Here is a 13,377-nt window from a genome sequence, read left to right on the forward strand (position 1 = left end):
TCGTGTGGACTTTTGGGGTGGCCCGCCCAAGAGTCGGGCATGACGAATCACGACGATAACGGCGGAGACCACAGCGACGGCCACGATGACACTGGACACGACGAGGACGAACACGGCCACCACGACCACGGAGACGGTCACGACAGCCACAGCGACGATGAACACGACCACGACCACCACGCGCACAACCACGACCACGACCATCACAACCACGACGTGAGCGAACTCGGCTTCGCGGTCGTCACCGTCTCCTCGTCGAGGTCCGTGGACGACGACCCGGCGGGCGACGCCATCGCGGAACTCGTCGAGGATGCGGGACACGACGTCGTGACGCGGGAACTCGTCGCCGACGACCACGACGGGGTACAGAAAACGGTGCACAACATCGTCGGGCGCGACGACGTGGACGTCATCGTCACGACCGGCGGCACCGGAGTCACGCCGGACGACGTGACGGTAGAGGCCGTTCGCCCGCTGCTCGAAAAGGAGCTACCCGGTTTCGGCGAACTGTTCCGGCGACTCTCCTACGACGACATCGGGACGAAAATCGTCGGGACGCGAGCGACCGCGGGCGTCGCGGGCGGCGTCGTGGTCTGTTGTCTCCCCGGGAGCGAGAACGCGGTTCGACTCGGCGTATCCGAAATCATTCTCGAAGAGGCGGGCCACCTCGCCGGTCTCGCGCGACGCGAGTAGCATCAAAAGTGGAGCGGTTCCGCCGTCTCCCACCGCGAGGAAAACTGGCTGTTGACGTTCGCCGCGAACTCGGGGTCTTTGAGGTCTATCATGGCGAACGCCTCGCCGGGTGAGAGGGGGTTCGCAACCTCGATACACACCTCGATGTCGTCGATGAGGTTGAACGTGCCGTCGATTTCCGGCGTCGTCCGAACCGAAAACTGCGGATGGTCGGAGAGAGTCGATGCATATCGCTGTCCGACGCTCTCGGGGAGCGTGCTGACGAGTTCCGGCGACATGAGGACGGACACGTCCACGCCGCGATCCAACGCGCGTTCGAGGTGCTCGGTAACGGTATCGCCGATATTTCCGATATCGAACGTCGGCGAGACGCGCCCGGCAACCATGTCGATGCGACGTTCCGCGGCGTCCAACCGCTCGATGAGCAGTTCGAGCGAGTCGTCCGCGCCGACCGCCGCCGTCCAGAACCCCTCCTCGATGGGTGGCTCAACGGCGTCCAGTTCGGTGCTCAACTCGTCGACGATCTCTTCGTACTGGTTCGCCTTGGCGTTCAGTTCGTCCAGCTTGTCGTCCAGCAGTCGATCGAGTGCGGTGCTGGGTTCGACCGCGACGTACTTCTTCGGACGGCTCGCGCTCTGACTCCGGACGAGATTGTGCGTCTCCAAGCTGTTGAGAACGTCGTAAATCCTCCCCATCGGAACGTCGCTCACCCGGGAGAGGTCCTTCGCCGTCGTCGGGCCGGTGTTCAACAGCGCCCGGTACGCGCGAGCTTCGTATTCGGAGAGACCCAAATCGCGGAGATTTGCCATATCTGATGACATTAGGGCGACAGTATAAAAACTCTACGTGCGTTTTCCGGACGTTCGACCGAATGCCCGCTTATTTTCTCATGATCAGTTCAGAAGAAACTCGCCGCCAGTTCACTCAACTCCGCGGGCGACCTCGCCGCGTCCGAGACCGTTTCGCCATCGACGAGGCGGGCGGTTCCTCGCTCGTACTCGCCGTCGGGGTCGAGCACGGCCACCTTCTCGTGGTCGGCGAGACGAAGCGCGGCGCGATGCAGGTTCGAACCCGCTTCGGTGGCGACGACGACTTGCAGGGGCGAGCGACACAGCCGAGACGCGGCGGTTGCGTAGCCAGCCACCTGCACGCCGATTCTGTCCGCCGCACCGGCGAACGCGCCGATGGCGTCGCGTGCCGCGGTTTCGTAGGACTCTTCGCCGGTCAGGATTGCCACATCGACCAGCGCGTCCGCGATTGTGGCGTTGTCGTCCACGGGGCGGAGCGACCGGTCGAGCAGCCCCGGTCCCTCCTCCGGCCCGTCGATGAACGCGCCGTCGTCCGTCTGTAGCGTGTCGATGGCGTGGTCGGCGACGGAGCGGGCGGTGTCGAGATAGCCTTCCTCGTCCCCGAGCACCTGCGCGGCGGTGACGAACGCTCGAATCACGCTGGCTTGGTCGGCGAGCAGGCCCCGCTCGCCCTCCTCGTCGCCGTCGCGGTAGTGGACGACCGCGCCGTCCTCGACGTACGATGCGAGGAAATCGAGGGTCCGCTCGGCGTAGCGGCGGGCGTGTTCGTCGTCCGTGTAGGCGGTGTACGTGAGCAGGGCGTCGGCGGCGAGCGCGTTCCGGTCGGCGAAGGCCGTGAAATCGACCGCCGGAGCTTCCCGACTCTCGCGGTCGCTCGCGTCGCCCTCGTAATAGCCGTCGCCGGGTCGCTGGCTGCCGCCGAAGGCGTCGCCCTCCCAGAGCGTCGTCGTCAGGTACTCGACGGTCTTCGCGGCGGGGTCGCGGTAGCGTTCCTCGCCCGTGTACAGGTAGGCGTTCGCGTAGGCGCACAACAGCGCGGCGTTCACGTCGAGCATCTTCTCGCGGTGAACGTCGTTCCACTCGCGAGTTCCGGCGTAGCGGAAGAAGCCACCCTCGTAGTCGTCGTAGAGGTTCGCCGTGATGGGCGAGAGCGTGGCGAGCGCGCGCTTCCGGTCCCGTTTCAGTGCGAACTCGACGGTCCGGGGAAGCGGGAACTTCGCGTCGTCTCCCCAACCGCCGTTGGTGGGGTCGAACCGGTCTTCTACCTGACCGACCAGCAGGCGCTCGATTTCGTCTGTGACCTCGCCCGCTGGGGGTTCTGGTCGCGGACGGTTCGCGGGACTTGCGACGCCTCGCGTCCCTTGTGCTTCCAGAGGTCCCGCACCTGTCCGACGACCTGGCGCATGGTGTTCGCGTCGAGGAACGTCGCACCGGTCAAGTGTTCGCCTTCGGGCGTGAGGAACACCGTCGTCGGGAAGCCGCCCATGTTGTATCGCTCCCTGACGCGCGGCTGACGGTCGATGTCGGCCCGAACCGGAATGAATGAGTCGTTGACGTTCGCCGCCAGCGTCGGCAGCGCGTAGGTCGTCTCGTCCATCTCGTGGCACCACGAACACCAGCGCGCCGACAGCGAGAGCAGGACGGGTTTGTCTTCCTCCCGTGCCTCCTCGAACGCCGCGTCACCCCACTCGCGCCACTCGACTTTCGTCCGTTCCGCAGAGTCGTCCATGGCGGGGCTTGGCGTCGAACGACGGAAGTGGTTTCGGAATCGGCATCCCGACGGAGGACAAACCGCCGCAAATCGATAGCCGTCCGGCCAACGGGACGCGCGGTGGTCGCGGCGCGTTCACGTCGAACGCGCCGCGACCACGCCCGGGGAGGCACGGGGACGCCGAGGATGGGCGGCCGTGCGGTTCCTGCCGCCCATCCGCATGTGGTGCGGTCGTGGACCCTAGTAATCGTGGTAAAAACTGGTAGTCGTGCCGAAACCCTCGGCGACGAACGGTCGGAATCGGCGATTTTAGAGATTCTTCCGAGAAGACGAACAGCACGGACTCTTCGCTCGTGAGCGAAAATATCTAAAAATCCGACACACCGTTTCGGATATGCGTCCGAAAGCGAAACTCCTACTCGGCGCGTGCCTTCTCGTCGTCGGTGCGCTCCTCTTTCTCTCCCTGTGGGTGTACCCGTTCCACTACGGGTTCACGGAGAGCGCCGTTCTCGCGGGACTGCTCGTCTGTCTCGCGCTGGTCGAAATCGTCCTCGACAACGCGTCGATTTGAGAATCGGTGATTTGAGAACCGATGATTTGAGAACCGTCGATTCGAGTCCGAGAACCGCCGCTCGTCGATAGCGAGAAAAAACGAACCGTTCGCGTCGGCGCTCAGTCGTGAATCTCGACGGATTCGAGAACCACGTCGTCGAGCGGTTTGTCCTGCGGGTTCGTATCGACGTCACCGATCTCTTCGACGACGTCCATGCCGTCGATGACCTCGCCGAACACGGCGTGGCGGTTATCGAGGTGCGGTTGAGCGTCGAGCGTGATGAAGAACTGTGAACCGTTGGTGTTCGGGCCGGAGTTCGCCATCGAGAGGATGCCCGGACCGTCGTGGGAGAGTTCGGGGTGGAACTCGTCGTCGAACTGGTAGCCGGGACCGCCGCGGCCGGTTCCGGTCGGGTCGCCGCCCTGAATCATGAAGCCGTCGATGACGCGGTGGAAGAGCACGTCGTCGTAAAGCGGTTGGTCGGTCATTCGGTCGCCCGACTGCGGGTCCGTCCATTCGCGCTCGCCGGTCGCCAGACCGACGAAGTTTCCGACGGTTCGGGGTGCGCGTTCGTCGAACAATCGAACCTCGATGTCGCCGTGATTCGTGTGAAGCGTGGCCGTTAGGTCGTCTGCCATGTCCGAACGGTCGGCCTCCAAGGAAAAAAGACGTTCTATCTATCGACCGGCCGTCGTGTACAGCAGGGGCGCGATGACCAACAACACGACGCCGAGATAGGCGTACGTGGCCGGTGCCCCCATCGACACGATGAGGAGGAACAGAATGCCGAACAGAATCGAGTTCAGCGAAAGTACTTTCCGTGACTTTAGCGGAATCGAAGCCACGAGCGAAACCGCGAACAGCGCGAAAATCGCGTCTCCGACGTTGATTTTGAGAAGGAAGTCGTCGACGAGCGGTAATGGGACGAACTCGAACATTCCTGTCCGAGAGTCGGTGTGAGTTCTCCTTTAAACTTCCGCTATGCCCCGCTCGAACCGGTCAACTCCAGCGGTCTGATCCAGACGTACCAGATTACGACGGCGGCCGAGAGATAACCGGTGTAGAAGATCACGGACCCGAGTAGACCGTATCCGCTCTGGGTCAGGACGTATTTCAGCATGCCCGGCACGATGACGCCGAGCGCCATCGCCAGGCCGAACCGAACCTTCTTCGCGGCGTTCTCTGTGCTCATACTACCGGCTTCGTCCTCCACTTGCGTGAATCGCACGGTTTTGCCCGCCAGGGGAAAAGTAACATAATGCAAACATTTATCGAGACATAGATAGAATCAGACATGAAATGTGAACGAATACTTGCGGGCGGTATCGCCGTCCTCGTCCTCCTCGCCGTCGTGGCGCTGTTTCAGTTCTACATGAGCGCCCTCGACGTGATTCGAACGTTCGTAGCCGACCAGTACCGGTCGCTGTTCAACGCGGTGTTCAACCTCGTCGTCCTTCTCGCGGCCGGAATCGGCATCTCGGTCGTCGTCCGGGAGATGGACTGAAAGAGGAACGGTCTACCGCGCTCGCACCGTCACCTCGACCGGATTTGCCGGGTGCAAGGTGACGAGCGGAACGAAGTCCAACGACGCGGTGGAAACGAGGTCGAACTCGAATCGCGTGCCGAGCGTCGCCAGCACGAGTTTCGCCTCGCGCATGGCGAAGCCGTCGCCGATACACTTGCGCGGGCCGCCGCCGAACGGGAAGTAAGCGAACGGCGGGAGGTCGCGGCGGAACTCGTCCGTCCAGCGCTCGGGGCGGAATTCCCACGGGTCGGAGAAAAACCGCTCGTCGTGGTGGACGACCCACTGCGGCGTGGAGACGATGGTGTCCGCCGGGACGTGGAATCCGGCGAGTTCGTCCGCCGCTGCCGCCTGCCGGTAGACGACGTAGGCGGGCGGATACAGTCGCAGCGTCTCCGTAACGATGTCGTCGAGGTAGTCGAGGTCCGCGAGGTCGGCGACCGTCGGCGTCCCCTCCACCACCGAATCGAGTTCGTCGTGAAATCGCTCCGCGACCTCGGGGTGTTTCGAGAGCAGATACCACGCGTACGTGAGCGTCAAGGCCGTCGTGTCGTGTCCAGCGAGCAACATCGTCATCATCTCGTTGCGGACGCTCTCGTCGGAGAGTGCTCCCTCGTCGCGCCGGTCGAGCAACACGCCGAGCAGGTCGTCCTCGTCGCCGGTGTACTCGTGTTGGCGGCGAATCTCCCGAAGGATTCGGTCCAGTTTCTCCACGGCGCGGCGATATCGCACGTTTCGCGGCGTCGGCACCTCTTCGGGAACGAACCCCTGCGGACCGGGTTGGAAGCGCTCTCCGACTTCCATCAGCGCTTCGCGGATTGCGCGTTCCATCCCGTCGATTCGAGCGCCGAGCAGGCTCTCGACGACGATTCTGAGGGTGAGTTCCGACATCTCGGCGTGGATGTCGGTGTGCTCGCCGTCGGAAAACGAGTCGGCCAACTCGGTCGTATCGCGGACGATTATCTCCCCATACCCGTCCAGTTTCTCGCCGTAGAAGGACGGTTGCATGGCCTTACGCTGACGCTGCCAGTGGTCGCCGTCGCTGGTCAGCAGACCGTCGCCGAGGAGACCACCGAGTCCCTCGTCGCCGCCCAGACTCGGCTTGCGGTAGTTCGTGGCGTTCGTCACGAGGACGCGTCGGATGGCCGCCGGGTCGGTTACCTGGTAGACCTCCTGTCCGTACACGTCGATGCGGGCCACGTCGCCGTACTCGCGTGCGACGCGCTCCATGAACCCCAGCGGGTCGTCCGCGTACTGCAGGCTCGACCCCAGAAACGGTACCCCCTCCGGTCCCGATGGTACCCGGTTCGCCATGGTTGTGATTGGGTCGCATGCGCTAAGAACCTGCGCCCGAACGAGTGGCATGATTTTTATAAATTCTAGTGGGGAGTTCGAACGGCGGGTGGATCTGCTGTTGGAGAACGAGACGGTCGGGGACGTGACAGCGCGACGAGGGCGGGAGCGAGAGCGGGGACTGGAATTCGACTGACGGCGGTTTCTCCCGAGTTTTCGAGGAACGGACCGAGCGCCACAACCGATTTCAGTGACTCTCCCGACGAGAACCCATGAAGAACGAGGGGGCGGAAACCGACTATCCGAACTGGCGCGGACTGGCGAAACACCTGCTGACGGGGGTGGCGGTCATCTCGTTCGTCTGGGTGGTTCGAAAAGTGCAGAAGAGCCGAAGCAGTTGCTGACGGTCGTAAAGTGGTGGAGAATCGAACCGCGAGAGAGAACTCTCGAAGGCGTTGTGAACCGTAAGATTAGTTGGCTGGGGAGTTGTCCTCGGCCCTCGTTGAAAGGTGGGCCAACGCGGATTTGAACCGCGGACCTCCCGGTTATCAGCCGAGCGCTCAACCTAACTGAGCTATTGGCCCCGGTTGGACGCATTTACTCGTTGCCGGTTGTGAGTTTTAAGGGTTTCCTTTCTCCTCCGAGTCGTCATCGAAATCGATATCATAGGCGTCCGAATCCACCCGGTACGTGTCACCACTGGAACCGTTCGAGGAGGTCGTGTTGCCCGAGTTTCCAGCCCCGGTGACGTTGCCACCGTTGGGGAAGCCGAAGGTGTAGACGTTGCCCGTGGCGAACCCGCCGGTCTGCTTGTCGAGGTAGGGCGTGATGACCCACTTTTTCGCCACCGTACGGAACACCGCACGCGTGGGCGGGAGCGCGAACAGGAACCCGAGCGTGTCCGTGATGAGGCCGGGCGTGAGCAGGAAGGCACCCGAGACGAGCAGGAAGCCGCCGTCGATGATGCGGTTCGTCGGGGCGTCCCCGCGTGCGAGATCGGTTTGAATCCGTCTGATGGTGTGTTTCCCTTCGGCACGGACGAGCATCATGCCGATAAGGGCGGTCAGTACGACGAGCGCGACGGTGATCATCCAGCCGATCTGCGAGGCGACGAAGATGAGGAACAGCCCGTCGAGTAACGGTATCAACAGCAACAGCGCCAGCAACCGTTTCCACATGATTCGACGTAGTGGTTCAGGCTGTAAAACCCTTTACCTGCAGATATGTACTCGAAGAGGCGAACGTGAGGAAGGAAAAATCCCCTGCTGAAACGCCGATTGCGCCCACGACAATTGTTCTTTCGTTCAGTTCTGGGCTCCGTCCCCCGCTTTCCGTCCTGTAATCCCCGGAATCCTCTCGAACAACGCAAATCTGCTCGTGGATTTCCGAAATTCGAAATTCAGTTTCGTACCTCGTAATGATTCGTGGGGCTTATTACGATGTACGAACTTCACATCGATAACAGCCATGAGTGAGGACACCGAGGACAGGACGATTTTGCTCATCGGAAGCGGACCCATCCAAATAGGGCAGGCAGCGGAGTTCGACTACTCCGGCGCACAGGCCTGCCGCGCGCTACAGGAAGAGGGGGCGCGAGTCGTTCTCGTGAACTCCAACCCGGCGACCATCATGACCGACCCGGAGATGGCCGACGAGGTGTACATCGAACCCATCACGACGGACGCCATCGCCGAAATCATCCGGAAGGAGCGCCCGGACGGCGTTATCGCCGGACTTGGTGGACAGACGGGACTGAACGTCACCGCCGAACTCAGCGAGGAGGGCATCCTCGACGAGTACGACGTGGAGATAATGGGAACGCCCCTCGACACCATCTACGCCACCGAGGACCGCGACCTCTTCCGCGAGCGGATGCAGGACTTGGGCCAACCGATGCCGCGTTCGACGACCATCACGCTCGACGAGGGCGAATCGGTCACGGATTTGGACGAGGACGCGCTGGGTGAACGAGTCGAGGAAGCAGTGGAAACGGTCGGCGGCCTCCCCGTCATCTCGCGGACGACCTACACCCTCGGCGGGTCCGGGTCCGGCGTCGTCCACGAGATGGACGAACTGAAAGAGCGCGTGCGGAAGGGGCTGCGCCTCTCGCGCAACAACGAGGTGCTCATCACGGAATCCATCGAGGGATGGGTCGAACTGGAGTACGAAGTGATGCGCGACGCCGACGACTCGTGTATCATCATCTGCAACATGGAGAACCTCGACCCGATGGGGATTCACACGGGCGAGTCAACCGTCGTCACGCCATCGCAGGTCATCCCCGACGAGGGACACCAAGAGATGCGCGACGTGGCCCTCGAAGTCATCCGCGATTTGGGGATTCAGGGCGGATGTAACATCCAGTTCGCGTGGCACGACGACGGCACGCCCGGCGGCGAGTACCGCGTCGTCGAAGTGAACCCGCGCGTCTCGCGTTCCTCGGCGCTGGCCTCCAAGGCAACGGGCTACCCCATCGCCCGCGTCACGGCGAAGGTCGCGCTCGGAAAGCGCCTGCACGAAATCGAGAACGAGATCACGGGCGAAACCACGGCGGCGTTCGAACCCGCCATCGACTACGTGGTGACGAAGGTTCCGCGCTGGCCCAAGGACAAGTTCGACGACGTGGACTTCGAACTCAGCACCGCGATGAAATCGACCGGCGAGGCGATGGCCATCGGACGCACCTTCGAGGAGAGCCTCCTCAAAGCCCTCCGCAGTTCCGAGTACGAACCCGACGCGGAGTGGGACGAAATTTCCGACGACGAACTCGAAACCCACTATCTCGAACGGCCGAGCCCCGACCGCCCGTACGCCATGTTCGAGGCGTTCGAACGCGGCTACACCGCCGAACAGGTCGCGGACCTGACTGGCATCGAATCGTGGTACGTCGAGCGCTACGGACGCATCGCGGAATCGGTCGAGGCCGCACAGGACGGCGAGTTCGCCCCCGCCGCCGAGAAAGGGTTCACGAACCAGGAGGTCGCGGCGATGGCCGGTGCCGACGTCGGGTCGGTCGAGACGGCCGCACCCGAGCGCTCGTTCAAGCAGGTCGATACCTGTGCGGGCGAGTTCGCCGCCTCGACGCCGTACTACTACTCCGCCCGCTCCGCCCGCGAGACGAACGTGTTCGGCAACGACGAACTGCAGGTGAACCCCGACGTGGAGAGCGTCGTGGTCGTCGGCGGCGGCCCGATTCGCATCGGGCAGGGCGTCGAGTTCGACTACTGTTCGGTCCACGCGGTCCGCGCGCTCCGCGAGATGGGCATCGAGGCCCACGTCGTGAACAACAATCCGGAGACGGTTTCGACGGACTACGACACCTCCGACGGCCTGTTCTTCGAACCGATAACGGCCGAAGAGGTCGCCGACGTCATCGAGGCGACGAACGCCGACGGCGTGATGGTCCAGTTCGGCGGTCAGACCTCGGTCGATATCGGTCACCCGCTGGAGGAGGAACTCGAACGCCGGGACCTCGACTGCAAGGTCCTCGGCACCACGGTGGACGCCATGGACCTCGCGGAAGACCGCGACCGCTTCAACCGCCTCATGGACGACTTGGGAATCGAACAGCCGACCGGCGGGAGCGCGACGAGCGAGGAGGAAGCCCTCGGACTCGCGCACGACATCGGCTACCCCGTCCTCGTGCGTCCGTCCTACGTCCTCGGTGGCCGCGCGATGGACATCGTGTACGACGACGACGAACTCACGGAGTACATCGAGGAGGCGGTCCGCGTCTCGCCCGACAAACCCATCCTCGTGGACGAGTTCCTCGCCGACGCGGTGGAACTGGACGTGGACGCCGTTTCCGACGGCGAGAACATCGTCATCGGCGGCATCATGGAGCACGTCGAGAGCGCGGGCGTCCACTCGGGCGACTCGGCCTGCATGATTCCGACTCGCTCGCTGTCCGAGGAGACGCTCTCTCGCGTCCGTGACGTGACTGAAGACATCGCCCGCGCCCTCGATACGGTCGGGCTGCTCAACGTCCAGTTGGCCGTTCAGGACGGAACGGTCTACGTCCTCGAAGCCAACCCGCGTTCCTCGCGGACGGTGCCGTTCGTCTCGAAGGCGACGGGCGTCCCGATAGCGAAACTCGCGGCGAAGGTGATGGCCGGGGAGACGCTTGCTGACCTCGATGCTGTCGAACAGATTCCCGAGCAGACGAGCGTGAAAGAGGTTGTTCTCCCGTTCGACCGCCTCACCGGGTCCGACCCGCGCCTCGGCCCGGAGATGAAATCGACGGGTGAAGTGATGGGCACCGCCGACTCGTTCGGCAAGGCCTACGAGAAGGCCCAATCCGCCGCCTCGAACGCGCTTCCGACGGAGGGCGTCGCGGTCGTCGAACTCGAAGTGGACGGCTTCGGCGACTACTACGAACTCGCCGAGTTCGAGGACACCGCGAAGGCGGTCCGGGAAGGAAAAATCGACCTCCTCGTGAGCGACGACCGCGAGGCATTGGAGATGGCTGTCGAGGAAGATATCACGTACTTCACGACCGCTGCCAGCGCGACGGCGGCGGTCGAAGCGCTCGGGGCGCGCGACGAACCGATTTGCGTGCAGTCGGTCGGCGACAGGCCGAAGGTCGAGCGCGAGTGGGGTCGCTAACCGCTCGACGTTCGACTCAGGCCGGCTGTAGGTAGAACTCGTTTTTCGACCACAGGTTGCGGCTCGAATCCCCGTTCGAGAACTGCGCTTTCACTTCGTTCCCGGAGATGGTTCGTTTGCCCATCGACGATGAGTCGTAGTGGTTCATCGACGCCGCGCTCGACGGCTGGAAGCCGATGAAGTTCTCGCGGGTGTCATCGTCCCATGCGGAGTTGAGCTTCAACTGCCACTGGTTGTACTCGCTGGTCGGCGAGGACTCGTCCACGACCTCGACGTTCGGTTGGGAGTACGACCAGCTTATACCCGCCGTAACCGACGCCGTCATCCAACCGGCGCTCACACTGAGCGAATAGCTGGTCGACGACGACCCGCCTTGGGTTCCGTACGGCTTCCACTGCCCGTAGTCCACGTCGGTATTACCCATATCGCTCTGGTTCCAGCGGTGGAATACGCGACCCCATTCGTTCTTGTAATCGGACCCGTACTTGGACGTGCCGGGTTCGTAACCCGCCGGGGAGTGGAGCGCGTGGACATCGCCCTCGGAACTGCCGAGCGTGTCAATGAACCAGTAGAACGTGGAACTGACCGTGCCGTACGGGTCTTCGAGGTATTCGAGCTTCTGTGAGAACACCTGCTCCATATTGTTCGTATCGGGGACCATCCCACCAGCCATCGTGGTAACCTGCTCGGATGTTTCGATGGCCGAGGAGATGTCCGCGACGTGACTGTCGAATTGGTCGTGAATCTGGGCTTCAGCGCGTCCCGACTCCGCCTGTGGCTCCGTCATGTCCTCACCGGCGATGCCGACGTAGGAGCGCCCGACGCCGTTCGCGTCGAAGCCGTAGGCGTACGCCACGACCTCGCCGGAACTCGTCAGCTGCTCGCTCGCGGGGATGGCTGCGGGGGCACGACCGTTTTTCCGTTCGAAATCGCGGGCGGCCTGCCGTCGAACTGCTCGTCGCCGTTCGTTGGAGATCGCCGCGCCTCCCGGCGCCTTCGCCGTGTAAACCGCGCTTCCCTGTGGTTGCTTCTGGTTCAGTTCCGCACTGGCAAGACCGGTCCCACCGACGATGCTCGTCAGTCCGAGCGCGCCGGTTTTGAGAATTGCCCGCCTGTCCGGTTGGGTTCCGTCCGTATCTCCGTTGTAGCCTTTCTTCATAGCTGCAAATTATTTAATGAATTGAGATAATAAATAATTAATCTAGATTTGAATAAATTTATTATTTTGTTACCTATGTAAATATATGAGTGGAGACGTGTAGCGGTCCCGGTGAGTCGGCACGACACCGTTGGCCGCGAGACCTTTCAGGGTTCTACGCCTACCCACGCTACAATGTCGAACGAAATCGAGCGACTGCTCGTCGCGGGTGCCAGCGGCGGAACGGGACGTGAACTTCTCCGGCGACTGCGCGATACGGATATCACCGTCAGGGCGATGACTCGCTCGCGCGAGAAGGAGCGAACGCTGTCAGAAGACGGTGCGGACGAGGTTATCGTCGGCGACCTGCTGGACCCGGCGGACGCCTCCCGCGCCGTCGCCGACTGCAACCGCGTCCTCTGTGCTGTCGGGTCGTCGCCGGGATTGCACGCTCTGATGGGCGACCTCGTGGACGGGGCGGGCGTCGAGAACCTCGTCCATGCGGCCGTCGCCGCCGACGTCGAGCACTTCGTCTTCGAGAGTTCCATCGGCGTCGGCGACTCCCGTGAAGGGGTGACCGCCCCGTTTCGATTCCTCCTCTGGCGCGTTCTCAACGCGAAAAATCACGCCGAATCCGTGCTTCGGACCTCGGGCGTTCCGTACACCATCATCCGCCCCGGAGGACTGACGAACGCGCCCGCGACCGGCGACGTGTTGGTCGGCGAGGGCGGCGAAACCGTCTCCGGGTCCATCCCGCGTGCGGACGTCGCTCGACTGATGCTCGCCTCGCTCTTTACACCAGAAGCCGAGAACCGGACGTTCGAAGTCGTCAGTCGGGACGGCCACCGCGGAACGTCGCGGGGGCTGGTCGAACTCGATTGGAACGTCCCGGGCGAGAAAGGAATCGAAATCGAGGAATAATCGGAAAACGGTACGTCGCGTTACCGCCGATAATCAGCGGTCGGTGAGTGGAGTCGGAGTCTTAGTCCGCGGCGACGAGTCGCCGTCGAGGTGCCATCGAGAGAACGTCGTCGAAGAATCCGAGGGTGTCGT

At 62.9% G+C, this 13,377-nt stretch carries 14 protein-coding genes, 1 tRNA gene and 1 pseudogene; 7 read left to right on the top strand and 9 right to left on the bottom strand.

Annotated elements, in window-relative coordinates; translation table 11 throughout:
* Positions 1-39: 39 nt before the first annotated feature.
* A complete protein-coding gene (locus BG842_RS09750) occupies positions 40-693 on the top strand; it encodes a molybdenum cofactor biosynthesis protein B (protein WP_069450599.1) in 654 nt (217 codons plus the stop codon).
* A 2-nt stretch (positions 694-695) separates the two neighbouring features.
* On the opposite strand, the gene BG842_RS09755 is transcribed toward BG842_RS09750, so the two are convergent.
* Together BG842_RS09755 and BG842_RS09760 are read right to left on the bottom strand one after the other, a co-directional pair.
* Complete coding sequence (locus BG842_RS09755; RefSeq protein ID WP_069450600.1) at positions 696-1,502, bottom strand: TrmB family transcriptional regulator; 807 nt, start codon at positions 1,500-1,502, stop codon at positions 696-698.
* Between the two features lie 89 nt (positions 1,503-1,591).
* A pseudogene (locus tag BG842_RS09760) lies at positions 1,592-3,231 on the bottom strand (DUF255 domain-containing protein).
* Positions 3,232-3,607: 376 nt separating this feature from the next.
* Here BG842_RS09760 and BG842_RS29745 point away from each other — a divergent pair.
* Positions 3,608-3,784, top strand: a complete 177-nt coding sequence (locus BG842_RS29745; protein ID WP_175424118.1) for a hypothetical protein — start codon at positions 3,608-3,610, stop codon at positions 3,782-3,784.
* Between the two features lie 101 nt (positions 3,785-3,885).
* Here BG842_RS29745 and BG842_RS09765 read toward each other — a convergent pair whose 3' ends face one another.
* The 3 genes from BG842_RS09765 to BG842_RS09775 are packed head-to-tail and all read right to left on the bottom strand — an operon-like array spanning position 3,886 to position 4,958.
* Entirely contained in the window at positions 3,886-4,404 is a 519-nt protein-coding gene (locus BG842_RS09765) for a peptidylprolyl isomerase (RefSeq protein ID WP_069450610.1), read from the bottom strand.
* A 39-nt stretch (positions 4,405-4,443) separates the two neighbouring features.
* Positions 4,444-4,704 (bottom strand): hypothetical protein, encoded by a 261-nt coding sequence (locus BG842_RS09770; RefSeq protein ID WP_007976904.1) that lies wholly within the window; start codon positions 4,702-4,704, stop codon positions 4,444-4,446.
* Positions 4,705-4,745: 41 nt separating this feature from the next.
* The gene (locus BG842_RS09775; protein ID WP_069450601.1) at positions 4,746-4,958 is read right to left on the bottom strand and encodes a hypothetical protein; all 213 of its coding nucleotides are present in this window, start codon (positions 4,956-4,958) and stop codon (positions 4,746-4,748) included.
* Between the two features lie 102 nt (positions 4,959-5,060).
* On the opposite strand from BG842_RS09775, the gene BG842_RS09780 reads away from it, so the two are divergent.
* Positions 5,061-5,270, top strand: a complete 210-nt coding sequence (locus BG842_RS09780) for a hypothetical protein (protein ID WP_069450602.1) — start codon at positions 5,061-5,063, stop codon at positions 5,268-5,270.
* Between the two features lie 12 nt (positions 5,271-5,282).
* Here BG842_RS09780 and BG842_RS09785 read toward each other — a convergent pair whose 3' ends face one another.
* Complete coding sequence (locus tag BG842_RS09785) at positions 5,283-6,602, bottom strand: cytochrome P450 (protein WP_069450603.1); 1,320 nt, start codon at positions 6,600-6,602, stop codon at positions 5,283-5,285.
* Positions 6,603-6,651: 49 nt separating this feature from the next.
* On the opposite strand from BG842_RS09785, the gene BG842_RS32490 reads away from it, so the two are divergent.
* Both BG842_RS32490 and BG842_RS32495 read left to right on the top strand, forming a co-directional pair.
* Positions 6,652-6,777 (top strand): hypothetical protein, encoded by a 126-nt coding sequence (locus BG842_RS32490; protein WP_256388517.1) that lies wholly within the window; start codon positions 6,652-6,654, stop codon positions 6,775-6,777.
* 76 nt (positions 6,778-6,853) lie between these two features.
* Positions 6,854-6,985: a hypothetical protein gene (locus tag BG842_RS32495; protein ID WP_256388518.1), complete on the top strand. Its 132-nt coding sequence runs from the start codon at positions 6,854-6,856 to the stop codon at positions 6,983-6,985.
* A 106-nt stretch (positions 6,986-7,091) separates the two neighbouring features.
* Here BG842_RS32495 and BG842_RS09790 read toward each other — a convergent pair.
* Positions 7,092-7,165, bottom strand: a tRNA-Ile gene (locus BG842_RS09790).
* 36 nt (positions 7,166-7,201) lie between these two features.
* Positions 7,202-7,759, bottom strand: coding sequence for an FxsA family protein (locus BG842_RS09795; RefSeq protein WP_069450604.1), 558 nt, complete (start codon positions 7,757-7,759; stop codon positions 7,202-7,204).
* 289 nt (positions 7,760-8,048) lie between these two features.
* On the opposite strand from BG842_RS09795, the gene carB reads away from it, so the two are divergent.
* Positions 8,049-11,186: a carbamoyl-phosphate synthase large subunit gene (carB, locus tag BG842_RS09800; protein WP_069450605.1), complete on the top strand. Its 3,138-nt coding sequence runs from the start codon at positions 8,049-8,051 to the stop codon at positions 11,184-11,186.
* 16 nt (positions 11,187-11,202) lie between these two features.
* Here the strand turns inward: carB and BG842_RS09805 are convergent, their stop codons facing one another.
* Positions 11,203-12,345 carry a hypothetical protein gene (locus BG842_RS09805; RefSeq protein ID WP_069450606.1) on the bottom strand — a complete coding sequence of 381 codons (1,143 nt, stop codon included), beginning with the start codon at positions 12,343-12,345 and terminating at the stop codon, positions 11,203-11,205.
* A 174-nt stretch (positions 12,346-12,519) separates the two neighbouring features.
* Here BG842_RS09805 and BG842_RS09810 point away from each other — a divergent pair, with 174 nt between their 5' ends.
* Positions 12,520-13,245 carry an SDR family oxidoreductase gene (locus BG842_RS09810; protein WP_069450607.1) on the top strand — a complete coding sequence of 242 codons (726 nt, stop codon included), beginning with the start codon at positions 12,520-12,522 and terminating at the stop codon, positions 13,243-13,245.
* The last annotated feature ends 132 nt before the right edge of the window (positions 13,246-13,377 follow it).

Origin of the sequence: Haladaptatus sp. W1 (genome assembly GCF_001723155.1) — an archaeon.
Taxonomy (GTDB): Archaea; Halobacteriota; Halobacteria; order Halobacteriales; family Haladaptataceae; genus Haladaptatus; species Haladaptatus paucihalophilus.